The organism is Micromonospora solifontis (assembly GCF_003725545.1).
GTDB lineage: Bacteria > Actinomycetota > Actinomycetes > Mycobacteriales > Micromonosporaceae > Micromonospora > Micromonospora solifontis.
Genome location: NZ_RJLN01000016.1, coordinates 19,088 through 44,545 on the forward strand (window position 1 = coordinate 19,088; position 25,458 = coordinate 44,545).

The window sequence follows — 25,458 nt, forward strand, 5'->3', positions numbered from 1 at the left end:
GGGCGGAAACGGGACGGGGGCCGTCGGCATCCGCCGCGGCCCCCGTCGTCGTGTACGTCTGTGCTGATCAGTGCTTCGGCTCGTCCTGCTGCGGGTGAGCGAAGTTGAGGTGCTCGGGCGGCAGCGGGAAGGTCACGTCGTCGCCGAACGGCGACGGCGCGGCCGGCTTGTCGAAGGTCAGCTCCGTCAGCGGCAGCTTGCCGTTGGCGTCGACCGCCGGGGCGGTCGGGTGCGGCACCTCGCGGTGCCAGTTGACGCCCTGCTGCGCCTGGCGCTCGGCCGCGGTGTCGTGCGAGCCGCCGGCGTGCGAGTGCACCCCGCCGTGAGCGGCGCTGGCGGTCGCGGCGCCGCTGGAATGCCCGCTGGTCACGCTGGTCTGAGGCACCTGACCCCTCCGGAAGATCTTGCTACCAAGCCACACAAGGGGATCGTACCTGCGGTCGACGACCCGCTCCTTCATGGGGATGATCCCGTTGTCCGTGATCTTGATGTGCTCGGGGCAGACCTCGGTGCAGCACTTGGTGATGTTGCAGAAGCCGAGGCCCATCTCGGCCTGCGCGTACTCCTTGCGGTCCGGCTTCGCGTCGAGCGGGTGCATGTCCAGCTCCGAGGCCCGGATGAAGAACCGGGGACCGGAGAACGCCGGCTTGTTCTCCTCGTGGTCGCGGATCACGTGGCAGACGTTCTGGCACAGGAAGCATTCGATGCACTTGCGGAACTCCTGCGAGCGCTCGACGTCCACCTGCTGCATCCGGTACTCGCCGGGAGCCAGGTCGGCCGGCGGCGCGAACGCCGGCGTCTCCCGGGCCTTCTCGTAGTTGAAGGAGACGTCCGTGACCAGGTCCCGGATGACCGGGAACGTGCGCAGCGGGGTGACCGTGACGGTCTCGGTCTCCTCGAACGTCGACATCCGGGTCATGCAGCTCAGCCGCGGCTTGCCGTTGATCTCCATGGAGCAGGAGCCGCACTTGCCGGCCTTGCAATTCCAGCGGCATGCCAGGTCGGGCGCGTCGGTGGCCTGGAGCCGGTGGATCACGTCGAGGACGACCTCGCCCTCGTTGACCTCGACGGTGTAGTCCTGCAGGTCACCGCCGGTCTCGTCGCCCCGCCAGATGCGGAACGGCCTCTTGGTCCCCATCAGTTGCCCGCCTCCTCGGTGAGGGCGTCGAACTCGGCGAGTTCCTCGTCGGTCAGGTACTTGGCCAGCTCGGCCCGGTCGAAGAGCTGGATCAGCTCCGGGCGCATCTTCGGCAGGGGCTTCTGGGTCAGCCGGACCGTCTCCCCGTCCAGCGAGCAGACCAGGTTCACCCGCCGCCACTTCGCGTCCATCGCCGGGTGGTCCTCCCGGGTGTGCCCGCCCCGCGACTCCTGCCGCTCCAGCGCGGCCTTCGCCGTGCACTCCGAGACCACCAGCATGTTGCGCAGGTCCAGGGCCAGGTGCCAGCCCGGGTTGTAGCGCCGGCCGCCGGCCGCGCTCACCTTGGCCACCCGCTCGCGCAGCTCCGCCAGCCGAGCCAGCGCGTCGACCAGCTCGCCCTCCCGGCGGATGATCCCGACCAGATCTCCCATCACCGCCTGGAGGTCCTGCTGCAGGGTGTACGGGCTCTCCCCGGTGTCCCGCTGCAGCGGGGCCAGCGCCGTCTCCACCGCGGCCTCCACCGCCGCCACCGACACCTTCGGCCGGGCGGTGAGCTGGTCGGCGTACGAGGCGGCGTGGCCGCCCGCCCGCTTGCCGAAGACCAGCAGGTCGGAGAGGGAGTTGCCGCCGAGCCGGTTGGAGCCGTGCATACCGCCGGAGACCTCACCGGCGGCGAAGAGCCCGCGTACGGTGCCGTACGCCGCACCGGAGTCCGGGTCCACCTCGACGCCGCCCATCACGTAGTGGCAGGTCGGGCCGACCTCCATCGGCTCCTTGGTGATGTCGACGTCGGCCAGCTCCTTGAACTGGTGGTACATCGACGGCAGGCGGCGGCGGATCTCCTCGGCCGGCAGCCGGGAGGCGATGTCCAGGTAGACGCCGCCGGCCGGGGTGCCCCGGCCCGCCTTGACCTCGCTGTTGATCGCGCGGGCGACCTCGTCGCGGGGGAGCAGCTCGGGCGGGCGCCGGTTGTTGTCCGGGTCCTTGTACCAGCGGTCCGCCTCGGCCTCGTTGTCCGCGTACTGCTTGCGGAAGACGTCCGGGACGTAGTCGAACATGAACCGCTTGCCCTCGGAGTTCTTCAGCACCCCGCCGTCGCCGCGGACCGACTCGGTGACCAGGATGCCCTTCACCGAGGGCGGCCAGACCATGCCGGTCGGGTGGAACTGGAGGAACTCCATGTTGATCAGCGTCGCCCCGGCGCGCAGCGCCAGCGCGTGACCGTCCCCGGTGTACTCCCAGGAGTTCGAGGTGACCTTGTAGGAGCGGCCGACGCCGCCGGTGGCCAGGACCACCGCCGGGGCCTCGAAGAGGATGAACTCGCCGGACTCCCGGTAGTAGCCGAACGCGCCGGCCACCCGGTCACCGTCGAGCAGCAGCTCGGTGATGGTGGTCTCGGCGAAGACCTTGAGCCGGGCCTCGTAGTCGCCGTGCTCGCGCTTGTCCTCCTGCTGGAGGGAGACGATCTTCTGCTGGAGGGTGCGGATCAGCTCCAGCCCGGTCCGGTCGCCGACGTGCGCCAGCCGGGGGTACTCGTGACCGCCGAAGTTGCGCTGGGAGATCTTCCCGTCCTTGGTGCGGTCGAAGAGTGCCCCGTACGTCTCCAGCTCCCAGATCCGCTGCGGCGCCTCCTTCGCGTGCAGCTCGGCCATCCGGAAGTTGTTGAGGAACTTGCCGCCGCGCATGGTGTCGCGGAAGTGGACCTGCCAGTTGTCGCGCGGGTTCACGTTGCCCATCGCCGCCGCGGCGCCGCCCTCGGCCATCACCGTGTGCGCCTTGCCGAACAGCGACTTGGAGATGATCGCGGTCTTCTTGCCGGCCAACCGGGCCTCGATCGCCGCGCGCAGGCCGGCGCCGCCGGCCCCGATCACGACGACGTCGTAGTGGTGTCGTTCGATTCGCGTCTCAGTCATGTCCCGGGCCTTCAGTTGATGAACCGCAGGTCGTTGAACCAGCCGGCGGCGACCGCCATGACGTAGAAGTCGGTGAGCGCCAGGGTGCCGAGGGTGATCCAGGCGAGCTGCATGTGCCGCACGTTGAGCATGGAGATGAAGGTCCAGGCCCGGTAGCGCAGCGGGTGCTTGGAGAAGTGCTTGAGGCGGCCGCCGATGATGTGCCGGCAGGAGTGGCAGGAGATGGTGTACGCCCAGAGCATCACAACGTTGCCGAGCAGGATCAGGTTGCCGAGGCCGAAGCCGAAGCCCTTCGGCGAGTGGAAGGCGTAGATCGCGTCCCACGTGTTGATCAGCGAGATGATGAACGCGGCGTAGAAGAAGTAGCGGTGCAGGTTCTGGCCGAGCAGCGGGAAGCGGGTCTCACCGCTGTACGCCTTGTGTCCGTCCGGGACGGCGCACGCGGGCGGTGACAGCCAGAACGACCGGTAGTACGCCTTGCGGTAGTAGTAGCAGGTCAACCGGAACAGCAGCAGGAACGGCAGGGTCAGCGCCGCGTCCGGGATGATCCACCAGCCGGGCAGGAAGCTGCCGAAGTGCGAGGAGCCTTCGACGCACCGGTCGGTCACGCAGGGGGAGTAGAACGGCGTCAGGTAGTGGTACTGGTCCACCCAGTACCACTTGTGCATGAAGACCCGGACCGTCGCGTAGATGACCCAGGCGGTGAGCCCGACGACGGTGATCAGTGGTGCGAACCACCAGCGGTCCGTACGCAACGTCTTCGCCGCGATCGCGGCACGTGCACGCCCGCGTCCGGGCTGTGCGGCCGGCGTCGGAGGCGACTTCAATGTCATGTCCTCTGTCTCCCTCACGGGCCCTCGCGGGGCGGCGGATCACCTTTCCATGCCGGTCAGCGGACCGGTCAGACCGCGTCCACTGCCACGTCGTGCGCACGCATGCGGCCGCGCCGGCGAACCGGCGCAGCTAAATGACACACGTTACGCCGATCTTCGCGGCCCGGCCGCGCAACGCAGTGTCCCGTGTGTCCCGGGACTTGGAAAGACCCGGAGCATGATCAATATTCGCCGGGCGGGCTCAGCCGGACGCGCCGCCGGTGAAGTTCCACGACGCCAGGCGCAGCGGCGGCGCCTCCCACCAGGCGCCGTCGACCCGGTCCGGCTGGCGCACCGGGGTCCGGCCCAGGCCGAGCACCCCGCCGGGGCCCAGGGCGCGGGGGTAGGACTCGGTGAACCGGAAGTCGCGCACCGCGCGGGTCGGCACGCCGTCCTCGACCAGCCAGACCCCGTTGCGGGTCAGCCCGGTGATGACCAGGCGCTTCGGGTCCAGCACCCGGGTGTACCAGAAATCGGTGACCAGCAGTCCCCGCGTCATCCCGGCGACCAGCGCCGCCGTGTCCGGGTCGGCGACCGCCCCGCTGACCCCGCCGGTCACCGCGCCGGCGGCCACGCCGGTCCCGCCGTCGGCGGGCAGCAGGCGCAGGTTGCGCGGGATCGGGCCGAAGGTCGACCCGCCGAGCATCCCGTGCCCGGTCGACCCCGTGCCCGCCTCGGCGCCGCTGCGCCGGTCCTGCGCCACCCCCCGGGTGGTGCCCGCCTCGACCAGCGGCAACGCCCGGCGTGGCGTGCCCTCCAGGTCGTACGGCAGCCCGGAGGCGTGCAGCGGGTCGTCCACCAGGGTCACCGCCGGGTCGAACTGGGCGGCGCCCGGCTCGGCGAAGGACTGCCGTTCGGCGTACCGCTTGCCGTTGAAGCCGTACCAGGCCAGGTTCTGCAGGAGGTCGGCGACGGCGGCCGGTTCGAGCACCACCTCGTACCGCCCCGGCGGCAGCTCCACCGGGTCGGCCGCGGCCCGCGCCTTCGCCGCGGCCCGGGCGCCGAGCGCCGCGCCGTCGATGTCGGCGAGCCGGTCCGCGCAGAGCCGGGCCACCCCGTCCGACCCGCCGGTGCGGGCGATGCCGTCCATCGCCGCCTCGGCCGTCCGCCCCACCGCCGACTGCCCGGCCGAATTGGCGAACGCCCCGGACCGGTACGCCGTCCGGCAGTAGCCGGCCGCCTCCAGCCCGCCGGCCGCGTCCACGAAGGCGCGGACCCGGGCGGCCCGCTCGTCCGGCGAGGCGTACGCGGTGGCCTCGTCGAAGATGCCGTCCGCCGGCACCGGTGCGGGCGGGGTGAGCCCCGGCCAGGCCGGGTCGGGCGGGGCGAGCCGGGCGGCCGTCCGGGTCCGCTCGACCAGCGCGGTCAGCCCGTCGGTGTCCACCAGGCTGCCGCTGCCCGCCGCGGTCCGCCCGTCGGTGTGCAACCGCAACCGGACCGTGGTGCCCGACTCGGCGACGTTCTGGTGGATGAACGAGTTGGCGAACCGGGCCAGCGCCAGGTCGGACCGGGTCACCACCACCTCGGCCTGGGCCTGCGGCCCGGCGATCCGGCGGACCAGTTCCACCACCCGGCCGGCCAGGTCCCGCTCGGCGCTCATGCCCGCACCCCCACCCGTACGTCGCGGAAGCGGGCCGGGGCGGCCGGGTGGCCGGTGTGCCCGACCTGGCCCGGCTGCCCCTTCCCGCAGTTCGGTGTGCCCCAGGGGACGATCTCCGACGAGAGCATGTCCATCGACCGCCAGAAGACCGGGCCGATCCCGGTGTACGTGGGGTTGCGCAGCATCCGCCCCCGCCGGCCCTTCTTCACCTCCCAGCCGATCTCGCAGCCGAACTGGAAGTTGAGCCGCTTGTCGTCGATCGACCAGGAGCGGTTGACGTCCATCAGCACCCCGTCGTCGGTGGCGTCGATGATCTCGTCGAGGGTGTGCGGACCGGGTTCCAGGCCCACGTTGGTCATCCGCACCATCGGCAGCCGGGCCCAGCCGTCGGCCCGTACGCTGCCGCCGTAGCCGAGACCGGCGACGGCGGCCGAGTCACGGCCGGCGAGCACCCCCACCCAGCGGCCGGCGCGGACCGCGTCCCGGCGGACCGCGGGGGAGCCCTCGTCGTCGAAGCCGAAGCTGCCCAGCGCGCCGGGGATGGTCGGGTCGATGGTGATGTTCATCAGGTCGGAGCCGTAGCGCAGCGAGCCGAGCCGGGTCAGGTCCAGCCAGGATGTGCCGGCGAAGGCGGCCTCCCAGCCGAGGATCCGGTCCAGCTCGATGGCGTGCCCGACCGACTCGTGGATCTGGAGGGCGAGCTGCTCGCCGCCGAGGATGAGGTCGGTCTCGCCGGCCGGGCACTCCGGGGCGGTGAGCAGCTCCCGGGACTCCTCGGCGATCCGGGCGGCGTGCCCGGCCAGGTCGAGCGAGTCGACCAGCTCCCAGCCGGTGGTGCCGTACTGCCCGCGGTAGCTCGGCCAGGACCGGCGCTGCGTCTCGCCGTCGCCGATCGAGGTGGCCGAGATGCCCCCGCCGCACTCCCGGATCCGCTGGTCGATCCGGTGGCCCTCGCTGGAGACGAACCACTTGGCGGTGTCCCAGATCTGGTAGAGCCCCTCGGCCAGGTCGGCGCCGTGCGCCCGCATCGTCTCCGTGGCGCGGACCAGCAGGTCACCCTTGTCGGAGAGGGGCACGCCGAGCGGATCCACCTCGCAGCCGGAAGCCCAGCTCGCCACCGTGGCCTCGACCGGGACCAGGTCGACCGCCGGGCCGGGGACCCGCGCGCTCGCGGTGGCGGTCGCCGCGGCGCGCCGGCCGGCCTCGCGGGCCGCGGCCTCCGACAGCTCGGGTACGGCGTGAAAGCCCCAACTGGACCCGACCAGCGCCCGGACGCCCAGCCCGATGCTCTCGTCCTGGGTCAGCTCCTCGATGTCGCCGTTGCGCGCCGACATCGACTCGTAGCGGCGGTGCATCACCCGGGCGTCCGCGTACCGGGCTCCCGCGTCGAGGGCGGCCTGGACGGCAGCGGTGGCCGCGTCGAACTCCGTCATGCCCACCGACCCTAGGCGAGCCGACCGACACTCGTCAGCCGAGCAGCTCCTCCGGCCGGATCGTGGCGCGGACCGGTTCGGTGAGCTCCAGCGCCGCGCCCGCCTTCGTGACGGACCGCTCGACGTAGTGCGCGCCCTGCCGCTGGTAGAGGTGCATGGTCAGGGTCTCCTGCTCGACGAGCAGGTACCACTCGATGCCGGCGGCGGCGTAGTAGTGCATCTTCAGCACCTTGTCGGTGGCGGCGTTGCTCGGCGAGATGATCTCGCAGACCAGCCGGACCGCATCCGCTTCGATGATGAGTTCGTCGAGGTCGACCTGCTCGGTGATGACGAGGTCGGGAATGGGGACGCGGCCAGGCCGGAGTCGCACGTTCACCGCCTCCAGCAGCTCCAACCGCACGGCTTCGGCGGCCGCCTCGAGAACGTTGCCGAGCTTGCGTGAGATCCGCTGGTGCCGTGGCGTGGGGGCTGGCGTCACGTGAAGACTCCCGTCGAAGAGTTCGACGCGCTGCTGCGTCTCGCCGAGGGCGAGGTACTCCTCTTCGGTCCACGGGCCGTCGTGGCCGAACACCGCCGCGGTCATGGTCACCTCCACCTCGTGCCGGCGGGAATCCTCCCGTGGTCGCCGGGACCATGGTCGCACCTCACGTGCGACGACGCGGCGAGGACGTCCAGTCACGGGCGCGAATGTCCAGGTGAGGACTGTTCAGGTCGGAAACCGAGTCGTTACGCTGGGGCCGCTGACAGGCCGCCGTTTGTAGCTTATTTTCGCCTCGAGAAGTTTCCTGTAGGTTCTCTTCGTCACCGAGGGGGAGGCGGTCATGGGCAGATCGGAGTCGGTGCCGTCCGGGGAGCCGGACCGCCCCGAAGTGCCGGAGCAGCGCTCCGGCGAGGACCCCTATCTGCAGGTCAGGGATCTGCGGGTGCGGTTCGACACCGAGGACGGCCTGGTCCGGGCCGTGGACGGGGTGTCGTTCTCGGTGGAGCGTGGTCGCACCCTGGGGATCGTGGGGGAGTCGGGCTCGGGTAAGAGCGTCACGTCGTTGGCGATCCTGGGTTTGCACAACGCCAAGCGGGCCACCATCTCGGGGGAGATCTCCGTGGGCGGCCGCCAGTTGGTCGGCCTCCCGGAGGAGGAGGTGCGGCGGCTGCGTGGCCGGGACATGGCGATGATCTTTCAGGATCCGTTGTCGGCGTTGCATCCGTATTACACGGTGGGTAGGCAGATCGCTGAGGCGTACCGGGTGCATCATCCGAAGGCCGGGAAGCGGGAGGCCCGTAACCGGGCGGTGGACATGCTCGGGCGGGTGGGGATTCCGCAGCCGGGGAAGCGGTACGAGCAGTATCCGCATGAGTTCTCCGGTGGGATGCGGCAGCGGGCGATGATCGCGATGGCGTTGGTCAACGATCCGGATCTGGTGATCGCCGATGAGCCGACGACGGCGTTGGATGTGACGGTGCAGGCGCAGATCCTGGACCTGCTCGCGGATCTGCAGGCCGAGTTCCACTCGGCGATCATCCTGATCACGCATGACCTGGGTGTGGTGTCGCAGGTGGCCGACGACGTGCTGGTCATGTACGGGGGTCGGGCGGTGGAGCGGGGGAGTGTGGCGCAGGTGTTGCGGCGGCCGCAGCATCCGTACACGTGGGGGTTGTTGTCGAGCGTGCCGTCGTTGCACGGTGACGCCGACGCGGACCTGGTGCCGATCAAGGGGAACCCGCCGTCGTTGATCAATCTGCCGTCGGGGTGTGCGTTCCACCCGCGTTGCCGGTACGCGGGCCGCAACGGCGACCGCTCCCGCACGGTGGTGCCCGAACTGCGCTCGGCGGGGGAGGCCGGCCATCTGGTCGCCTGCCACCTGCCGGCCGACGAGCGCACCCGGCTCTACCAGCAGGACATCGCCCAGGTGGGAGTCGCCCGATGACCGAAGCACTGTTGACGGTGCGGGGGCTGACCAAGCATTTCCCGGTTCGGGACGGGTTCCGCGCCAGCGGGGCGGTGCGGGCGGTCGACGGCGTCGACTTCGACGTCCGCCCGGGCGAGACGTTGGGCCTGGTCGGGGAGTCCGGCTGCGGGAAGACCACCACCGGGCGGATGCTGGTCCGCCTGCTGGAACCCACCGCCGGGTCGATCGAGTTCGCCGGGCGGGACATCACCCACGCCCGCCGCCGCGAGCTGCGGCCGTTGCGGCAGGACCTGCAGATCATCTTCCAGGACCCGTACGCCTCGCTGAACCCCCGCCACACCGTCGGCCGGATCGTGGCCATGCCGCTGCAGGTCAACCGGATCACCCCACCCGGCGGCATCAAGAAGCGCGTCCAAGAACTGCTGGAACTGGTCGGACTGAACCCCGAGCACTACAACCGCTACCCGCACGAGTTCTCCGGCGGGCAACGCCAACGCATCGGCATCGCCCGCGCCCTGGCCCTGCGCCCCAAGCTGATCGTCGCCGACGAACCCGTCTCCGCCCTGGACGTCTCCATCCAGGCCCAGGTCATCAACCTGCTCCGCGAGCTGCAACGCGACCTCGACCTGGCGTTCGTGTTCATCGCCCACGACCTCGCCGTGATCCGGCACTTCTGCCACCGCGTCGCCGTCATGTACCTCGGCAAGATCGTCGAGATCGGCGACCGCGACGACATCTACGAACGACCGCAGCACCCCTACACCCGGGCGCTGCTCTCCGCGGTGCCCGACGTGACGCAGACCGACTCCTCCGGGCGGATCCGGCTGGTGGGTGACGTCCCGACCCCGCTCAACCCGCCGTCGGGCTGCCGGTTCCGTACCCGGTGCTGGAAGGCGCAGGAGCGCTGCGCCACCGATGAGCCGGCGCTGGTGCCGCGGGACGGCGGGGTGCAGGCGGTCGCCTGCCACTTCCCGGGGCCCGACGGTCAGGACAGTGATGGGGGGACGCGATGAGCCTGTCACCAATTGACGAGGCGGCGCTGACCGAGGGGCCCCAGGCGCCCGGTGACGCGGTGCCGGAGGCGGCGGCGAAGGAGTTCGTCGGCCGTTCGCCCGGGCAGCTCGCCTGGGCCCGGCTGCGGCGCGACCGTACCGCGATGATCAGCGGCGTGACGGTGGTGCTCTTCCTCGTCATCGCGCTCGCCGCACCGCTCATCGAGCGGCTGTACGGGGTCGGGCCGTACCAGCAGTTCCAGGGCCAGCTCGACGGGGCGGGCATGCCGCTCGGTTACGCGGGCGGGATCTCCGGCGAGCACTGGTTCGGCCTGGAGCCGCAACTGGGCCGGGACATCTTCATCCGGCTGGTCTACGGGATCCGTACCTCGCTCCTCATCGCCTTCGTCGCCGCGGTCATCACCGCGGGCACCGGCGTCGTGCTGGGCGTCGTCGCCGGCTACCTGGGCGGCTGGGTGGACGCGGTGATCGGGTGGATCATCGACTTCACGCTGGCCCTGCCGTACCTGATCTTCGCGCTGGCGGTGGTGCCGACCGCGGCGCTGCGGTTCTACGGTCCGCGGGACAACCCGCCGGACTGGTTCAAGATGACCGTGATCATCGGCATCTTCGCGGCCTTCGGTTGGACGGCGACCGCCCGGTTGGTACGCGGCCAGGTGATCTCGCTGCGCGAGCGGGAGTTCGTCGAGGCGGCCCGGGCCAGCGGTGCGGGGCTGCTGCACATGGCGTTCCGGCAGCTGCTGCCGAACATCTGGGCCCCGATCCTGGTCTCCTTCTCGCTGGCGCTGCCGGCGTACATCACCAGCGAGGCCGCCCTCTCCTTCCTCGGCGTCGGCATGGTCGACCCGACCCCCGACTTCGGTGCCATGATCTTCAAGAGCATCGACTTCATGCAGACCGATCCCGCGTACCTCTTCTTCCCCGGCGTCGCGATCTTCGTCCTCGTCTTCGCCTTCAACCTGTTCGGTGACGCGCTGCGTGACGCGCTCGACCCGAAGTCGTCCCGCTAGAGGTGTGACATGGTGCGATTCCTGATCAAGCGCATCCTCACCGCGGTGCTCACCCTGACCGCGGTCAGCATCGTCGCGTTCCTGATGTTCTTCGCGCTGCCCGCCGACCCGGTCACCGGGATGTGCCCGAAGAACTGCAACACCGAGCGGCTGGAGCGGGTCCGCGACGAGTTGGGCCTCAACGACCCCAAGCCCGAGCAGTACGTCAACTACATGAAGGGCATCTTCGTCGGCCGGGATCTGGGCAGTGCGCAGGGCGGGCAGTGCGACGCGCCGTGCCTGGGCTACTCGTACGTCAACAGCGAGGCGGTCAGCGACACGTTCGCCCGGGTGCTGCCGGTGACCCTGAGCATCGTCATCCCGGCGGCGGTCATCTGGCTCGTCCTCGGCGTCGGCCTCGGCATGGTCTCCGCGTTACGCAAGGGCACCGTGCTGGACCGGCTGTCGGTCGGTTTCTCCCTCACCGGCGCCTCGCTGCAGCTCTACTTCGTGGGCGCGGTGCTCCAGCTCGTCTTCGTCTACACCCTGCACATCCTGCCGACGCCGGGCTACACGTCGATATTCGACGACCCGCTCAAGTGGGCCAGCGGCCTCGTGCTGGCCTGGTGGTCGTTGGCCTTCCTCTTCTCCGCCATCTACACCCGGCTGTCCCGGGCGCAGATGCTGGAGACGCTGTCGGAGGACTTCGTCCGCACCGCCCGGGCGAAGGGACTGGCCAAGGGGAAGGTGTACGGCCGGCACGCGCTGCGCGCGGCGATCACCCCGATGGTGACGATCGCCGGGCTGGATCTCGGCTCGGCGTTGGGTGGCACGGTCATCACCGAGACCACATTCGGCATCCGGGGTCTGGGGCGGACGGCGGTGGATGCCGTCCGGCTCGGTGACCTGCCGACCATCATGGCCACGGTGTTGATCTCCGCGTTCTTCATCGTGCTGGCGAACATCGTGGTGGACCTGCTCTACGCGGCGATCGATCCGCGCGTCCGGCTCGGGTGATCGGGGGATTGTTGTCGGCCCGTTATTCGATTGAAATTTACCTTCGTGGGCTACTAGGCGAAGCTTTCCTTCATATTGGAAGATCGGAAGGAACGGAATCATGAGAGCCAGAGTGGTCGCTGCCGCGGGCAGTGCCGTCGCCTTGGCGTTGGCACTGGGCGCGTGCAGCAAGAACACCGGCACCAAGACGGACGTGGACAACAACCGGCAGACCACCGGGGTCATCGCTACCGACCCCAAGGACTCGCTCGGCCCGCGGCCGAGGTGCCGGGGGCGACCAAGGGTGGCACCTTCACCATCCTGCGCGAAACGCAGATCTCGCACCTGGACCCGCAGCGGGTCTACTCCTTCGCCGGGCTGATGGCCGCCCCGCTGTACGCCCGTTACCTGACCACGTGGAAGGACGACGGCAAGGGCAAGCTGACCCTCGTCGGTGACCTTGCCGAGACGCCGGGCACGAACGTCAACAACGACTGCAAGGTCTGGGAATTCAAGATCAAGGACGGGCTGAAGTTCGAGGACGGCCGGCCGATCACCAGCAAGGAGATCGCGTACGGCATCGCCCGCTCGTTCAACCCCGACCTCACCGGCGGCCCCACCTACATCCAGGAGTGGCTGGCCGACACCGCGCAGTACGACACCGCCTGGAACTTCAAGGCCAACAAGGGCTCCCTGCCCCCGGGGCTGACCACGCCGGACGACAAGACCCTGCGGTTCGAGTTCAAGAAGGCGCACTGCGATCTGCCCTTCGCCGCGTCGCTGCCGGCCACCGCGCCCCTGCCGCCGGACAAGGACACCGGCGTCAACGTGGACAACCAGCCGTTCGCCTCCGGCCCGTACAAGATCACGAAGCTGACGCCGGGCGTCGAGGTGGTGCTGGAGCGCAACGACCAGTGGGACCCGAAGACCGACCCGGTGCGCCACCAGTACCCGGACAAGTTCGTCTGGTCGTTCGGCACCACCCCGGACGCGCAGGCCAACCGGATGATCGCCGACAACGGCCCGGACCAGAGCGCGGTCGCCTTCAACACGGTGCCCGCCTCGCTGATCTCGCGGGTGCTCGGTGACGCGGCGCTGAAGAGCCGCTCACTGCTCTCGCCCACGCCGAGCGCCAACCGGCTCACCATCAACACCCAGCGGGTCACCGACCTCAAGGTGCGCCAGGCGCTCAACTACGCGATCGACCGGGACGGCCTGATCAAGGCGCTCGGCGGCGAGGCCGTCGCGTCGCCGCTGACCACGCTGCTGCCGCCGGCCACCCTCGGCTACGAGAAGTCGGACGTCTACCCGGCCGGCCCGAACGGCAACCCGGACAAGGCCAAGGAGTTGCTCGGCGGCAAGGAGGTCCCGCTGGTGCTCGCCGTGCGGGACGACGACCTGAACCAGCGGCTCGGCACCCAGCTGAAGAACAACCTGGAGAAGGCCGGCTTCAAGATCACGGTGAAGACGACCCCCGCGGACTCCTACCTGGACGACGTCAAGTCGAAGAACAACGCGTGGGACATCTACCTCGACTCGTGGGCGGCTGACTGGCCCAGCGGCGCGGCGGTCCTGCCGGTCCTCTTCGACGGGCGCGGCATCAAGGCCGCGGGCAACAGCAACACGTCGTACATGAACAACGACGCGATCAACGCCGAGTTCGACCGGGTGCTGGCGATGGACCCGGCCGCCCAGGCGCCCGAGTGGGCCAAGCTGGACAAGAAGATCATGGAGGAGGTCGCCCCGGCGGTGCCGCTCTATGTGGACGTGTCCTTCAACCTGTACGGCTCCAAGGCCGGTGGCCTCTTCATCGAGAGCATCTTCGGCAACGTGTCCTTCGTGAACGCGTACGCCAAGCAGTAACCGCTTGAAAGCAGGGGCCCCTTCCTGACGCCAGGCGTTAAGAAGGGGCCCCTTTACTACGCCAGGCGTTAACAGGGGGCCCTTCCTTACAAGTGCCGGCGGAGGAAGTCCAGCTCCAGCCGGAGCAGCCGCTCGGCGACCCCGCCGGCGGCCATGTGACTGGCCCCGGTCAGCGGCAGCACCGCGTGCGGCCGTCCGGCCGCCAGCAGCGCCGCCGACAGCCGCAGCGTGTGCGCGGCCACCACGTTGTCGTCGACCAGGCCGTGCACCAGCAGCATCGGCCGGGCCTGCGCCGGGTCGCCGACCGGCTCGGCGGCCAGCTCCACCAGCGAGTGGTGGGCGTACACGTCCATCCCGTCGTCCGGCATCCCCAGGTACCGCTCGCTGTACGCGGTGTCGTACAGGGTCCAGTCGGTGACCGGGGCGCCGACGATCGCGCAGCGGAACAGCTCCGGGTGCCGCAGCACCGCCAGCCCGGCCAGCCAGCCACCGAACGACCAGCCCCGCACCGCCACCCGCCCGAGGTCCAGGTCCGGGTGCTTGCCGGCGAGCGCGGTCAGGGCGTCCACCTGGTCGGTGAGGATCACGTCGGCCACCCGCCGGTGGATCGCCTTCTCGAACGACGGGGCGATCCCCGGGGTGCCCCGGTTGTCGATGGTCACCACCGCGAAGCCCTGGTCGGCCCACCACTGCCGCTCCAGCCAGGCGGCCCGCGCGGCGACCACCTCCTGGTGCCCCGGCCCGCCGTAGATGTCCAGCAGCACCGGCAGCTTCGTGCCCTTCACGTGCTCGCCGGGGTAGAGCACGGCGCTCGGCAGCCGGCGGTCGGTCACCCGGACCAGCATCGGCCGGGGCGCGTACGGCGGGTTCGCCGCCAGCGAGCGCAGCTCGCCCACCTCCCGGTCGCCGTGCCACACCTGCCAGCGGGTGCCGGGGTGCTCCAGCGAGGCCGTCCCGACCACCAGGGTGGCGCCGCCGATCGCGGCGGTGTGCCAGCCCGGATCGCTGCCCATCCGCCGGGCGTCCACCCCGCCGCCGATCACCGTCCGGACCCGGTAGAGGTGCCGCTGGCTCGGCTCGCCCTCGCTCGCCTCCACCAGCAGGTCCGCCGGGCCGTTCGGCCCGGCGGGCAGGCGTCCCACCACCCGGCGCACGTAGAGCGAGGGCGGGGTGAGCAGCGTGCCGTCGGCGAACAGGCAGCGGGCGTCGTACCCGTCGTGGGCCAGCTCGCCGCCGACCAGCACCCGGCCGTCCGGCAGGTGGGCCGGGGTGCCCGGGATCGGCTCCACCCAGCGCGGGTCGGCCAGCTCGGCGTGCACCTGGGTCTCCCCGGTACGCGGGTCCACGGCGAGCACCAGGCCGTGCTGCTGCGACCGGCGCAGCACGGTGATCAGCGGCCCGCCGTCCGCCCAGTCGACCGAGGTCAGGTACGGGTAGGTCTCCCGGTCCCAGTGCACGTCGACCCAGCCGCCGTCGAGGTCCAGCAGGTGCAGGCTGACCTCCGCGTTCGGTCCGCCCGCCCGGGGGTACGCGACGGTCGCCGGCGGGCTCTCCGGGTCCGCCGGGTCGTGCAGGTGCCACCGGATCAGCCGTGACTCGTCCACCCGGGCGGCCAGCACCGAGCGTCCGTCCGGCGCCCACCAGTAGCCCCGGTACCGGTGGAACTCCTCCGCCGCGATGTGCTCGGCGAGCCCCCAGGTCACGCCGCTGTCCTCCCCGGCGAGGAGGTTGTCCGTGCCGTCCGGCTCGACCACCCGCAGCTGGCCCCGGCGGACCCCCTCGGCGGCGTCGGTGACGTAGGCCAGCCGCTCGCCGGTCGGGTCCGGGCGCGGGTCGATCACCGGACCGACGGCGGTCACCTCGACCACGTCGCCGTGCACCAGGTCGGCCCGGAACAGCCGGCCGGCCAGCGCGAACGCGGCCACCCGGCCGGCCGCGTCCAGCGCGTACGAGCCGATGCCGGCCGACGCCAGGCGCAGCCGCTCGCGGAGCGCCCGCTCACCCGGCGACAGCACGGTCGGGTCACCGTCCGAGCCCAGCAGCACCGCCGGGTCGGCCACCAGCCGCTCCTCGCCGGAGGCGACGTCCAGCAGCCAGAGCGCGTCGGCGGGATCCGCCGGTCCGGCGGAGCGCAGGAAGATCACCCGGGAGCCGTCGTCGGCGACGGAGACGGCGCGCGGCGCCCCGTGGCTGAACCGACGGGTACGGGCGGCCAGCTCGGGAAAGTCCACGCCTCGGATGTTAGGCGCGCGCCGGGCGTGATGTGGCCGACCTGCACGGACGCGTAAACCTTGGCGGGACAGGACCGCCGGTTAGAGTGACGGTCGTGACGACGCTGCCCGATCGACGCCTCCTGCTGGTCCACGCGCACCCCGACGACGAGTCCATCGGCACCGGCGCGACGATGGCCCACTACGTCGCCACCGGCGCCCACGTCACCCTGGTGACCTGCACGCTGGGCGAGGAGGGCGAGATCCACGTACCGGCGCTGGCGCAGCTCGCGGCGGCCGAGGCCGACCAGCTCGGTGGCTACCGGATCGGCGAGCTGGCCGCCGCCTGTGCCGCGCTCGGCGTCACCGACCACCGCTTCCTCGGCGGGGCCGGCCGCTACCGCGACTCGGGCATGATGGGCCTGGTCACCAACGAGCACCCGCGGGCCTTCTGGCAGGCCGACCTCGACGAGGCCGCCGGCCACCTGGTGGAGATCATCCGGGAGGTCCGCCCGCAGGTCCTGGTCACCTACGACCCGAACGGCTTCTACGGCCACCCCGACCACATCCAGGCGCACCGCGTGGCGATGCGGGCCGTGGAACTGGCCGACGCCGAGGGCATCGCCCCGGCCAAGGTCTACTGGACGGCGATGCCGCGCAGCGTGCTGGAGGCGGGGCTGAACCACTTCGTGGAGTCCACGGACAACCCCTTCGCCGGCATCGAGAGCGTGGACGAGCTGCCCTTCGGCACCCCCGACCCGGAGATCGCCGCGCGGGTCGACGCCACCGAGCAGCACGCCGCCAAGGAGGCGGCGATGCGGGCGCACGCCACCCAGATCCCGGCCGACTCCTGGCTCTACTCGATCGCCGGCAACTTCGGCGCGGAGTTCATGGGTGTGGAGTACTTCACCCTCGCGGTCGGCGAGAAGGGCCCCGGCAACGGCCCGTACGGCTGGGAGGACGACCTCTTCGCCGGGCTGGCGCTGGACGGGCCGGACCGGTCCCCGGTCGCGGCCGGTCTCCGGTGACGCTGCCGGCCGTACCGATGTCGGTCGCCCCCGAGCAGCAGCCCGCCGTGCCGCCCGAGCGGTCGTCGCGGGCGCTCGACGTCGCGCTGCGGATCGCCGGCGGCGTGGTGGTGGTCTGGGCGGGGGTGCTCGCCGCGGTGCTGGAGCTGATCTTCGCCACCGGGGCCTGGGAGCTGGTCAAGGGCCGGCCGGGCGGGGTGTCGAAGGCCGTCGTGGGCATCTCGGGTGCGGTGGGCGGGGCCGGCGGCGTGGTCGCGCTGACCGTTCTGCTGGGCTGGTTCGCGTACGCCGCTGTCGGGGCCCGCTGGGCGGTGGCGCTGGCCGCCGTGCCCTGGTTCGTGGTGATCGTCGCCGGTGGTTTCCGGACCACCGAGGGGGATCTCGCGCTCACCGGCGACAACGTCCTGGGCCTGGCTCTGGTGGTCGCGGGCGCGGTCACCTTCGCGGTGCTCGGCTTCCGGCAACTCGTGGCCCCGCCGCCCGTCGGTTGAGGGCAGACGGCGCACAGGTAGCGGTGGTAGATATTCCTGCCAGGAGCCTGCCGTGGGGGCGGGCGGACGGCGGGAGGCGTGCGATGAAGGAGCGGTGGCGCGCGATCGGCGTGCTGGCGGCGGCGCTGTTCTTGGTCAACGTGGCGGCGCGGCTGGTGAACAGGTTCGTCTTCCCGGACGACGACACCGCGACCGACCGGATCACCCTGCTGATGTTCGTGGTGATCGGCCTGATCCTCGCCGTGCTCGCCTTCCGCTGGGGCCGGGACCGCCCGGTCGGGTGGTGGGCCGCCGACCTGACCGCCGCCGTCGCGGTGGCGCTCGCCCTGACCGTGTTCGTCGGTCCGCTGCTGGTCGGCGAGAGCCCGTTCGCCAACGGCGCGGGGTTCTTCTTCGCCCAGATCTGGCTCTACCTGGCGGCCACCGCGGCCGGTGTGCTGGTGGGCTTCCTGACCCTCACCGCGCTCGGCCGCGACCACCGTTCCCAGCAGCTCAAGCGGTACGCCGAGCTGAAGGCCGCCAAGCCGCGCAAGGTGGTCCGCCGCTGACGGTCAGACCGGGGCGACCCGGGTCAGGTAGGTGTGGTGGGTGGTGAAGCCCAGGCCGCGGTAGAGCGCCACGGCGGGCGTGTTGCGCTGCTCGACCTGGAGGAAGGCGTGCGTGGCGCCCTCGGCGCGGGCCCAGTCGACCAGGGCGCGGATCACCCGGTCGGCCAGTCCCTGCCGGCGGGCCTCCGGCAGCACCTCGATCAGGGTCAGGCCGAGCCAGCGCCCCTGCCCGGTCACCGTGCCGCGGCCGACGGCGACCAGTCGGCCGTCGGCGTGCACGCTGGCGAAGCGGACCTGCTCCACGGCGGTGAGCACGTGCCGGGCGGCGTCCGGCAGGCCGCCCTTGCGGCCGGCGGCGATCCCGAGCCAGTCCTCGGAGGGCGCGCCGGCCAGCTCGACCGGCGGCTGGTCGGTCCGTCCGGCCGGCGCGGGCGGCAGCGCGGCCAGCGGCGCGGCCTGCACCAGCACCGGCGGCCGGGCGGCCCAGCCCCGCGCGTCCAGTTCGGCGCCGACCGGCGCGGCGAGCGGAAGTGGCGTGTTCACCATGGCCGGCTGGCCACGCTCGGCGTACCACCGCTGCACCGCGTCGATCGCAGCGGCCAGTGGGCGGTCCGGGTCACCGACCGGCAGCGCCGAGTTGGCCCGGCCGGTCCAGCCGTCCGCGCTGCGCAGCAGCCAGTCGCCGAGCTGCCCGCGTACCGGCGCGGGCCAGGCCTCGTCGGCGGCGAGTTCGAGGGCGACCACCGCGCCGGCCGTGGGCCGGCGCGCCGCCGGCACCCGCCGGGCCCGGTGGATCTCCCCTATCGGGACCCGGAGCCGACCCCTGTCGGTGGCGAGAGTGATGTGGCTCTCGCTCAGCTCGATGAGATCACCGAGGGCGTCCGTGAACAGCGGCCGGCCTTCGCGAATCCCCACAATTCGGCGGACCACGATCCGGTGTCCCACGTCCTGCTGTCGGAGCACGATCGACCTCCTCCCCGCCGAGATACTAGGCTCTTACCGGTCGCGGTGATCGCGACGAGTCTTGCGGAGGAGAAGACCGGTGACCTACATCATCGCCGAGCCCTGCGTGGACGTGCTCGACAAGGCATGCATCGAGGAGTGCCCGGTCGACTGCATCTACGAAGGCAACCGGATGCTCTACATCCACCCCGACGAGTGCGTCGACTGCGGTGCCTGTGAGCCGGTCTGCCCGGTCGAAGCGATCTTCTACGAGGACGACGTCCCGGAGCAGTGGAAGGACTACACCGGGGCGAACTACGAGTTCTTCGAGGATCTGGGTTCCCCCGGTGGCGCCTCCAAGATCGGCAAGGTGGAGAAGGACGCGCCGTTCGTGGCCGCCCAGCCGCCGCGCGGAGAGGGCCACTGAACCGGCGCGCGCCGGTCTCGTCGCGGCTGCCCGACTTCACCTGGGACACCCTGGACGCCGCCGCGGCGACGGCCGCGGCGCACCCGGGTGGTCTGATCAACCTCTCGATGGGTACGCCGGTCGACCCGGTCCCCCCGATGATCCGGCAGGCGCTGGCCGACGCGTCCAACGCCCCGGGCTACCCGCTGACCGCCGGCACCCCCGCGCTGCGGGACGCCATCGCGGCGTGGGTGGCCCGGGCCTGCGGCGCGGGCGTCGACGGGCTTGGCGTGCTGCCGACCATCGGCTCCAAGGAGCTGGTGGCCTGGTTGCCCACGCTGCTCGGCCTCGGCCCCGGTGACATCGTCGTGGTGCCGTCCATCGCCTACCCGACCTACGAGGACGGGGCCCGGCTGGCCGGCGCCACCGTGGTGCGCGCCGACTCGCTGACCGCGCTCGGGCCGGACCCCCGGGTCCGGCTGGTCTGGGTCAACTCGCCCGGCAACCCGACCGGCCGGGTGCTGCCCGCCGCCCACCTGCGCAAGGTGGTCGACTGGGCGCGCGAGCGCGGTGCGGTGGTCGCCAGCGACGAGTGCTACCTGCCGCTGGGCTGGGACGCCGAGCCGGTCTCGGTCCTGTCGACCGAGGTCTGCGGCGGGTCGTACGAGGGCGTGCTGGCGGTGCACTCGCTCTCCAAGCGCTCCAACCTGGCCGGCTACCGGGCCGGCTTCGTGGCCGGGGACCCGGCGCTGGTCGCCGAGCTGCTCAAGATCCGCAAGCACGCCGGCATGATCGTGCCCGCCCCGGTGCAGGCCGCCATGGTGGCCGCGCTCGGCGACCAGGCGCACGCCGACGAGCAGCGGGAGCGCTACCGGGCCCGGCGCGAGCGCCTCCGCGCCGCGTTCACCGGCGCCGGCTTCACCGTCGAGCACTCCGAGGCCGGGCTCTACCTCTGGCTGACCCGCGACGAGGACTGCTGGGAGACCGTCGACTGGCTGGCCCGGCGGGGCATCCTGGTGGCCGCCGGGGTCTTCTACGGCCCGGCGGGCGCCCGGCACGTCCGGGTGGCGCTGACCGAGTCCGACGAGCACGTCGCCGCGGTCGCCGACCGGCTGCGCGACTGATCCTCGGGCGGCGGCGGTGACCGATGGCCGGACCGGACGGGACGCACCGCCCACCGTCGACCCGCCGGTGGCGGGCGTCCGCGCCGCGGTGGTCGGCACCGGGCTGATCGGCGGTTCGCTGCTGCTGCGGCTGCGTGACGCCGGGCTCGACGTGACCGGGTGGGACCCGGACCCGGTCGCCCGGGGGCACGTGCGCCGGTGGGGTGTCGCCTGCCCGGACGCCGTCGAGGCGGCGGTCACGGGCCGGGACGCGGTGTTCCTCTGCGGTCCGCTGCCCACCCTGTCGGGGATGCTGGCCCGGGTCGCCGCCGCCACCCCGGAACACTGCGTGCTCACCGACGTGGGCAGCACCAAGGCCGAGGTCGCCGCCACCGCCACCGCCTCGGGCCTGGGCCACCGCTTCGTCCCCGGCCACCCGATGGCCGGCGCGGACCGGGCCGGACCGGCGGCGGCCGACCCGGGGCTGCTCGTCGGCGCCGCCTGGGTGCTCTGCCCGGGGCCCAACGGGCTGGCCTCCTTCCGCCGGCTCGCGGCGCTGCTCATCGAGGTGTTCGAGGCCCGGGTGGTGCCGATGTCCGCGCCAGAGCACGACGCGGCGGCCGCCCTCAGCTCGCACGTGCCGCATCTGTTGGCCGGCGCGCTGGCCGGGGCGGTGCAGCGGTCGACGCTGCGTGACGCCGTGCTCTCCCTCGCCGCGGGCAGCTTCACCGACGGCACCCGGGTGGCCGGTGGCCCGCCGCAACGCACCGCCAACATGCTGCTCGGCAACCGGGACCGGGTGCTCAGCGGCCTGGCGTCGGTCCGGGCGATGCTCGACGAACTCGCCGACGCGCTGCGGGCCGCTGACGCCGGCACGCTGACCGACCGGTTGGCCGAGGGGCGGGCCGCCCGCGCCACGCTGGGGGAGCGGCGCTTCGACACCCACCAGCGGGAGTTCCCGGCCCCCGCCGACCACGCGGGGGAGTTGGACTACCTGCGCGCGCTGGGGGCGGCCGGCGGCCACCTCACCGGCTGCCGGACGGCCGGCGGCGCGGTCACGTACACCGGGCAGCTGCCGCACACGCCCGATCCCGCCTGAGCCGGGCGAGCGGCGCTGCGCCCGGACCGGGCCGCGGCATGGCCTAGGGTTGAGGCATGGTGGACGCACCCGTCGTGGCCGTACGCGGCGAGGCGTACCGGGAGGTGGCTCCCGAGCTGGCCCGGTTCGCCGTCACCGCGAGCGCCCGGGGCCGGGACCGGGAGAGCACGCTCGCCCGATTGGCCGAGCGGGCCGCCGCCGTCCGGGTGCTGCTCGACGAGGCCGGCCCGGCCGTGGAGCGGCGGGAGACCGGGCAGCTCCGCGTCTGGCCGGAGACCCGGCGCTCCGGCGAGCGGGTGGTGGCGTACCACGGCAGCGTCGGCACCACGGTGACCGTCCAGGACTTCACCGCGCTCGGCGAGCTGATGCTCCGCCTGGCCGACCAGGACCAGGTCGAGGTGGCCGGCCCGTGGTGGTCGCTGCGCCCGGACAGCCCGGCCCACCGGGAGGCGCGGCACGCGGCGATCGCGGACGCGCTGGCCCGCGCCCGGGAGTACGCGGAGGCGCTCGGCGCCCGGGTGACCGCCCTGCTGGAGCTGGCCGACACCGGCGTGCCCGCCGCCCCGCCGATGCTGGCCCGGGCGGCGTTCGCCAAGGGCGGCCCCGCCGCCCCGCCCGAGCTGGAGCTGGACCCGCAGCCGCAGTCCGTGCAGGCGGCGGTCGAGGCCCGGTTCACCATCAGCGAGCCGGTGCTCGGCTGATGCCCCCGGCCCGGCAGCTCTCCGTCGACGACCTGGTGGCCCGGGCGCGGGCCCTGGCCGATGCCGGGCCGCGGCAGCTGCTCGGCATCGCCGGCGCGCCCGGCGCGGGCAAGTCGACCCTGGCCGAGCGGATCGTCGCCGAGGTCGGGCCGCTCGCCCGGCTGGTGCCGATGGACGGCTTCCACCTGGCCCAGTCGGAGCTGCTCCGGCTGGGCCGGGAGGGGCGCAAGGGTGCGCCGGACACGTTCGACGTCAACGGGTTCGTGTCCCTGCTGCGCCGGTTGCGCCGGCTGGAGCCGACCTCGGTCTGGGCGCCGGTGTTCCGCCGCGACCTGGAGGAGCCGGTCGCGGGGGCGATCGAGGTGCCGCCCGAGGTGCGGCTGGTGGTGACGGAGGGCAACTACCTCCTGCTGCGGGAGGACCCGTGGGAGGAGGTGCGGACGCTGGTGCACGAGGTCTGGTTCCTGGACCTCGACGCCGAGCTGCGGGTGCGCCGGCTGACCGCCCGGCACGAGGCGTACGGGAAGACCCCGGAGCAGGCCCGCGCCTGGGCGCTGGGCAGCGACGAGGCGAACGCGGCCCGGGTCGCGGGCACCGCCGAGCACGCCGACCTGGTGGTCCGGCTAGTCGACCCCCTGCCGGGGTGACGGGACGGCCCGGCGCAGCAGTCGGGCCACCACCGCCCGCTCCCGGGTGAACTCCAGCGCCTCCGGGTAGTTGCTGTGGCTGCGGATCGGCGGGTCCGCCACCTCACCCCCGCTGGGGTGCAGGGCCTCCGGGTCGGCGACCGGCACGTCCCGCTCGCCGGCGTTGACCGGCCAGCCCAGCGGGTCGGTGTCGCGCCAGAAGTTGGTCCAGGCGACGTATCCGCCGGGCCAGGTCAGTGCCCGGGCGAGGGCACGCAGCCGGTCCGGCCCGAAGTAGGCGGGGAAGACCCGGCCGTAGAGGCGGGTGAGCTGGCAGCCGTACGAGAAGAACCAGATCCGCCGGCGCCAGTGGCGGGGCAGTTGCAGCAGCGTGGCGGCGCAGATGACGGTGCCCTGGCTGTGCCCGGAGAGGATCACGCCGTCCATCCGGTCCGGATGGTGCGGGGTGAGCGCGAGCAGGCCGGCCACCCGGGTCTGGAGTTCCGGCACGGCCCGTTCGGCGTAGCTCGGCGGGGCGAGCGGGTGCGCGGCCCGGGGCCAGAACGTGCCGACGTCCCAGATGACGCCGACCGAGCGCCGCACGGTGTCGTTGCGGTAGACGAACAGGCCGATCACACCGACCACCACGGGCAGCAGGCCCAGCAGCATGTCGCCGAGGTCGGCGGCCCGGTGGACGACCGCCGGCCAGCCGGCGGGGGACTGCGGGCTGGGGCGGCTGCGGGACAGCGCCGCCGCGCAGCAGAGCGTGACCAGGCCGGTGGAAACCGCGGCGTGGCACCCGATCAGCCGGATCGCGTGCTCGCCGACGAGCCGGTGCAGCGCCCGGAACGTGCTGACGTCGCGGCAGCGGCGCAGGTCGTGCGCGGAGAGGCCGGCGGCCGCGGCGAGGGTGGCGTGCTCGGTGCGGCGCAGCGACCGGAACAGGAAGCCGGCCCGGACCAGCAGGCCGAGCAGGGCGAGCAGGCCGACCACGCAGGCCAGCCCGGCCCAGAACACCGCGAGCGGGGGCACCACCCGGAAGGATTCGCTCGGCGTGCCCCGGCTGTTGAGCCGGTCGCTGAACCAGTAGAGCAGGCCGGCGCAGTAGGCGACGGCCATCATCCAGCCGAAGCCGGCGATCAGCGCGGGCCCGCGCCCGCCCCAGGCCAGATCGGTGTGGGCACCGAGCGGCTGCTCGGCCACCGCCGGCCGGGTGCGGGGCAGCAGCAGGCCGGTCACGGCGACCGCGACGGCCGGCACGACGAGCGCCCAGATGTCCAGCCCGGCGGGTGCGGGCGGTACGGCGGGCAGTCCCCGCTCGATCCAGACCACCCCGAACGGCAGCAGCGCGGCGCCGGCCGCCGGGGCGAGCAGCGCCCGCCGCCCGGAGCGGTTCACCGCGCCGATGGCGATCAGCAGCAGCACCTGGTACGTGGCGAGCCAGGCGACGGCGGTGTCGTAGCCGGGCAGCGACCGGTCGGCCCGGCAGCCGGGGATGCCCGGGTCGTGGGCGCAGCCGACCGGTGGGCGGAACTCGGCCAGCGGCCGCCCGGCCGGGCCGTCGGGGAGCAGCAGCAGCGCGAAGGTGCCGACCAGTCCGAGGCCGGCGAGGACGGCGACGGTGGCGCTCCACCGACCGAGCGGGGTCGCCCCCTGGCGGCGACTCAACCAGGGCCGGGCCACCGCGACCACGGCGATGGCCACGACGGCAGCGAGCAGGACGACGGTCGGCCAGGCGACCGCGGCCCGTGTCCCGCGCGGCGGGTCCATGATGATCACCGCGCTGACCGGTACGGCGGCGGCCGCCACCGCGCCGGTGCACAGGTGCAGCACGGCGGCCCGGCGCAACTGGCCCTCGCCGCACCAGAAGGTCGGGTCCTGGAGGGGGTTCTCCCACGGTTCGGGGGGTTCGGTCGCCGGGCGGTCGTCCCGGTTCCCCGGGCGGGGCCGGGGATCGGCGGGCATCTCCGCCTCGTACTGGTAGGTGCGCCAGGCGAGCCCGCCGAGCGCCAGGAGTATGAGCAGCGGCAGCAGCAAACCGACGGTGAGTGCCCGGGTGTCCCGGCGCCACCAGGTGTCGCCCAGCCACTCCCAGGGGCCGGGAAGGTGGCTGAGGCAGTCCGGGCCGACGCACTGCCAGGCGATCAGGTCCACGCCGACCCCGGTCAGCGTGATCACCAGGGTGCCGGTGAGGCTCAGGCAGAACAGCCGGATGAGCCACGCGACGATGCCGGAGCGGCTGCCCCAGCGTTCCTGGTCGGGGTCGGCCGGGATGCCGGTGCGTGCGAAGAGTGCCACGTTGGCCAGGGTGAACGGCAGCAGCAGCGTCCACAGCGCCCGCTCGACGTCCCGCGCCGTCCGCGCGCCCGAGGTCAACTGCCCCCAGCTGTACGCCTCGACGCTGATCGGGTCGTCGCGGCCGGCGGTGGTGGACCGGTAGAAGCCGGTCACGTCACCGCCGGCGACGCGCCAGGGCTGCGGCCCGTCACCGCCGGGCGCGGGGTGCAGGCCGAGCAGCTGGTTCGGCGGGGTGTTCGACACCCCGTGCACCCGAAGTTCGAGCACCCGTTCCATGATTCG

At 72.6% G+C, this 25,458-nt stretch carries 22 protein-coding genes; 13 read left to right on the forward strand and 9 right to left on the reverse strand.

Going from position 1 to position 25,458, the window contains the following annotated elements; genetic code table 11:
• Nucleotides 1-67: 67 nt before the first annotated feature.
• The 6 genes from EFE23_RS08060 to EFE23_RS08085 all read right to left on the reverse strand — a co-directional run bounded on the left by EFE23_RS08060 (nucleotide 68) and on the right by EFE23_RS08085 (nucleotide 7,539).
• Complete coding sequence (locus EFE23_RS08060; RefSeq protein WP_123240275.1) at nucleotides 68-1,138, reverse strand: succinate dehydrogenase/fumarate reductase iron-sulfur subunit; 1,071 nt, start codon at nucleotides 1,136-1,138, stop codon at nucleotides 68-70.
• Entirely contained in the window at nucleotides 1,138-3,051 is a 1,914-nt protein-coding gene (locus EFE23_RS08065) for a fumarate reductase/succinate dehydrogenase flavoprotein subunit (protein WP_123240276.1), read from the reverse strand. Before EFE23_RS08065 ends, EFE23_RS08060 begins: the two co-directional genes overlap by 1 nt.
• An 11-nt stretch (nucleotides 3,052-3,062) precedes the next feature.
• On the reverse strand, nucleotides 3,063-3,884 hold the full coding sequence (gene sdhC / locus EFE23_RS08070) for a succinate dehydrogenase subunit SdhC (protein WP_123240277.1): 822 nt from the start codon (nucleotides 3,882-3,884) through the stop codon (nucleotides 3,063-3,065).
• 241 nt (nucleotides 3,885-4,125) lie between these two features.
• On the reverse strand, nucleotides 4,126-5,523 hold the full coding sequence (locus tag EFE23_RS08075) for a TldD/PmbA family protein (RefSeq protein ID WP_123240278.1): 1,398 nt from the start codon (nucleotides 5,521-5,523) through the stop codon (nucleotides 4,126-4,128).
• Nucleotides 5,520-6,956 carry a TldD/PmbA family protein gene (locus EFE23_RS08080; RefSeq protein ID WP_123240279.1) on the reverse strand — a complete coding sequence of 479 codons (1,437 nt, stop codon included), beginning with the start codon at nucleotides 6,954-6,956 and terminating at the stop codon, nucleotides 5,520-5,522. Before EFE23_RS08080 ends, EFE23_RS08075 begins: the two co-directional genes overlap by 4 nt.
• Nucleotides 6,957-6,990: 34 nt before the next feature.
• Nucleotides 6,991-7,539, reverse strand: a complete 549-nt coding sequence (locus EFE23_RS08085) for a Uma2 family endonuclease (protein WP_123240322.1) — start codon at nucleotides 7,537-7,539, stop codon at nucleotides 6,991-6,993.
• A 238-nt stretch (nucleotides 7,540-7,777) separates the two neighbouring features.
• On the opposite strand from EFE23_RS08085, the gene EFE23_RS08090 reads away from it, so the two are divergent.
• The 5 genes from EFE23_RS08090 (at nucleotide 7,778) to EFE23_RS08110 (ending at nucleotide 13,724) form a co-directional block, all read left to right on the forward strand.
• Nucleotides 7,778-8,881, forward strand: coding sequence for an ABC transporter ATP-binding protein (locus EFE23_RS08090; RefSeq protein ID WP_123240280.1), 1,104 nt, complete (start codon nucleotides 7,778-7,780; stop codon nucleotides 8,879-8,881).
• Complete coding sequence (locus EFE23_RS08095; protein ID WP_123240281.1) at nucleotides 8,878-9,876, forward strand: ABC transporter ATP-binding protein; 999 nt, start codon at nucleotides 8,878-8,880, stop codon at nucleotides 9,874-9,876. Before EFE23_RS08090 ends, EFE23_RS08095 begins: the two co-directional genes overlap by 4 nt.
• Entirely contained in the window at nucleotides 9,873-10,886 is a 1,014-nt protein-coding gene (locus tag EFE23_RS08100) for an ABC transporter permease (protein WP_123240282.1), read from the forward strand. Before EFE23_RS08095 ends, EFE23_RS08100 begins: the two co-directional genes overlap by 4 nt.
• 9 nt (nucleotides 10,887-10,895) lie before the next feature.
• The gene (locus EFE23_RS08105) at nucleotides 10,896-11,882 is read left to right on the forward strand and encodes an ABC transporter permease (protein WP_123240283.1); all 987 of its coding nucleotides are present in this window, start codon (nucleotides 10,896-10,898) and stop codon (nucleotides 11,880-11,882) included.
• Between the two features lie 264 nt (nucleotides 11,883-12,146).
• Nucleotides 12,147-13,724, forward strand: a complete 1,578-nt coding sequence (locus EFE23_RS08110) for an ABC transporter substrate-binding protein (protein ID WP_233600915.1) — start codon at nucleotides 12,147-12,149, stop codon at nucleotides 13,722-13,724.
• Nucleotides 13,725-13,810: 86 nt separating this feature from the next.
• Here the strand turns inward: EFE23_RS08110 and EFE23_RS08115 are convergent, their stop codons facing one another.
• Complete coding sequence (locus EFE23_RS08115) at nucleotides 13,811-15,955, reverse strand: S9 family peptidase (RefSeq protein ID WP_123240284.1); 2,145 nt, start codon at nucleotides 15,953-15,955, stop codon at nucleotides 13,811-13,813.
• Nucleotides 15,956-16,041: 86 nt separating this feature from the next.
• Between EFE23_RS08115 and mshB the strand changes: the two genes are divergently transcribed.
• From mshB to EFE23_RS08130, 3 genes are all read left to right on the forward strand, one after another.
• Nucleotides 16,042-16,962: an N-acetyl-1-D-myo-inositol-2-amino-2-deoxy-alpha-D-glucopyranoside deacetylase gene (gene mshB / locus EFE23_RS08120; RefSeq protein ID WP_199736967.1), complete on the forward strand. Its 921-nt coding sequence runs from the start codon at nucleotides 16,042-16,044 to the stop codon at nucleotides 16,960-16,962.
• Nucleotides 16,963-16,979: 17 nt separating this feature from the next.
• Nucleotides 16,980-17,453, forward strand: coding sequence for a hypothetical protein (locus EFE23_RS08125; RefSeq protein WP_199736968.1), 474 nt, complete (start codon nucleotides 16,980-16,982; stop codon nucleotides 17,451-17,453).
• Between the two features lie 83 nt (nucleotides 17,454-17,536).
• Complete coding sequence (locus EFE23_RS08130; protein ID WP_123240287.1) at nucleotides 17,537-18,001, forward strand: hypothetical protein; 465 nt, start codon at nucleotides 17,537-17,539, stop codon at nucleotides 17,999-18,001.
• Nucleotides 18,002-18,004: 3 nt separating this feature from the next.
• Here the strand turns inward: EFE23_RS08130 and EFE23_RS08135 are convergent, their stop codons facing one another.
• A complete protein-coding gene (locus EFE23_RS08135) occupies nucleotides 18,005-18,964 on the reverse strand; it encodes a GNAT family N-acetyltransferase (protein ID WP_123240288.1) in 960 nt (319 codons plus the stop codon).
• 79 nt (nucleotides 18,965-19,043) lie between these two features.
• On the opposite strand from EFE23_RS08135, the gene fdxA reads away from it, so the two are divergent.
• From fdxA to EFE23_RS08160, 5 genes are all read left to right on the forward strand, one after another.
• Complete coding sequence (fdxA, locus tag EFE23_RS08140; RefSeq protein ID WP_123240289.1) at nucleotides 19,044-19,370, forward strand: ferredoxin; 327 nt, start codon at nucleotides 19,044-19,046, stop codon at nucleotides 19,368-19,370.
• The gene (dapC, locus tag EFE23_RS08145; protein WP_123240323.1) at nucleotides 19,367-20,473 is read left to right on the forward strand and encodes a succinyldiaminopimelate transaminase; all 1,107 of its coding nucleotides are present in this window, start codon (nucleotides 19,367-19,369) and stop codon (nucleotides 20,471-20,473) included. Before fdxA ends, dapC begins: the two co-directional genes overlap by 4 nt.
• Before the next feature lie 67 nt (nucleotides 20,474-20,540).
• A complete protein-coding gene (locus tag EFE23_RS08150; RefSeq protein ID WP_123240324.1) occupies nucleotides 20,541-21,551 on the forward strand; it encodes a prephenate dehydrogenase in 1,011 nt (336 codons plus the stop codon).
• A 56-nt stretch (nucleotides 21,552-21,607) separates the two neighbouring features.
• Nucleotides 21,608-22,252, forward strand: coding sequence for an SIMPL domain-containing protein (locus EFE23_RS08155; protein ID WP_123240290.1), 645 nt, complete (start codon nucleotides 21,608-21,610; stop codon nucleotides 22,250-22,252).
• Nucleotides 22,252-22,899 carry a nucleoside/nucleotide kinase family protein gene (locus EFE23_RS08160; protein WP_123240291.1) on the forward strand — a complete coding sequence of 216 codons (648 nt, stop codon included), beginning with the start codon at nucleotides 22,252-22,254 and terminating at the stop codon, nucleotides 22,897-22,899. Before EFE23_RS08155 ends, EFE23_RS08160 begins: the two co-directional genes overlap by 1 nt.
• Here EFE23_RS08160 and EFE23_RS08165 read toward each other — a convergent pair.
• On the reverse strand, nucleotides 22,876-25,452 hold the full coding sequence (locus tag EFE23_RS08165) for a hypothetical protein (RefSeq protein ID WP_123240292.1): 2,577 nt from the start codon (nucleotides 25,450-25,452) through the stop codon (nucleotides 22,876-22,878). The two genes, EFE23_RS08160 and EFE23_RS08165, sit on opposite strands and share 24 nt — an antisense overlap.
• Nucleotides 25,453-25,458 lie beyond the last annotated feature (6 nt).

Excerpts from the sequence above, each read along its gene's own strand:
- EFE23_RS08095 (WP_123240281.1), top strand. The coding sequence starts at position 8,878 with ATGACCGAAGCACTGTTGACGGTGCGGGGGCTGACCAAGCATTTCCCG.
- EFE23_RS08105 (WP_123240283.1), top strand. The coding sequence starts at position 10,896 with ATGGTGCGATTCCTGATCAAGCGCATCCTCACCGCGGTGCTCACCCTG.
- EFE23_RS08080 (WP_123240279.1), bottom strand. The coding sequence starts at position 6,956 with ATGACGGAGTTCGACGCGGCCACCGCTGCCGTCCAGGCCGCCCTCGAC.
- EFE23_RS08130 (WP_123240287.1), top strand. The coding sequence starts at position 17,537 with ATGAAGGAGCGGTGGCGCGCGATCGGCGTGCTGGCGGCGGCGCTGTTC.
- EFE23_RS08065 (WP_123240276.1), bottom strand. The coding sequence starts at position 3,051 with ATGACTGAGACGCGAATCGAACGACACCACTACGACGTCGTCGTGATC.
- EFE23_RS08155 (WP_123240290.1), top strand. The coding sequence starts at position 21,608 with ATGGTGGACGCACCCGTCGTGGCCGTACGCGGCGAGGCGTACCGGGAG.
- EFE23_RS08100 (WP_123240282.1), top strand. The coding sequence starts at position 9,873 with ATGAGCCTGTCACCAATTGACGAGGCGGCGCTGACCGAGGGGCCCCAG.
- EFE23_RS08090 (WP_123240280.1), top strand. The coding sequence starts at position 7,778 with ATGGGCAGATCGGAGTCGGTGCCGTCCGGGGAGCCGGACCGCCCCGAA.
- EFE23_RS08085 (WP_123240322.1), bottom strand. The coding sequence starts at position 7,539 with ATGACCGCGGCGGTGTTCGGCCACGACGGCCCGTGGACCGAAGAGGAG.
- EFE23_RS08060 (WP_123240275.1), bottom strand. The coding sequence starts at position 1,138 with ATGGGGACCAAGAGGCCGTTCCGCATCTGGCGGGGCGACGAGACCGGC.
- EFE23_RS08125 (WP_199736968.1), top strand. The coding sequence starts at position 16,980 with ATGTCGGTCGCCCCCGAGCAGCAGCCCGCCGTGCCGCCCGAGCGGTCG.
- EFE23_RS08075 (WP_123240278.1), bottom strand. The coding sequence starts at position 5,523 with ATGAGCGCCGAGCGGGACCTGGCCGGCCGGGTGGTGGAACTGGTCCGC.
- sdhC (WP_123240277.1), bottom strand. The coding sequence starts at position 3,884 with ATGACATTGAAGTCGCCTCCGACGCCGGCCGCACAGCCCGGACGCGGG.
- EFE23_RS08165 (WP_123240292.1), bottom strand. The coding sequence starts at position 25,452 with ATGGAACGGGTGCTCGAACTTCGGGTGCACGGGGTGTCGAACACCCCG.
- EFE23_RS08160 (WP_123240291.1), top strand. The coding sequence starts at position 22,252 with ATGCCCCCGGCCCGGCAGCTCTCCGTCGACGACCTGGTGGCCCGGGCG.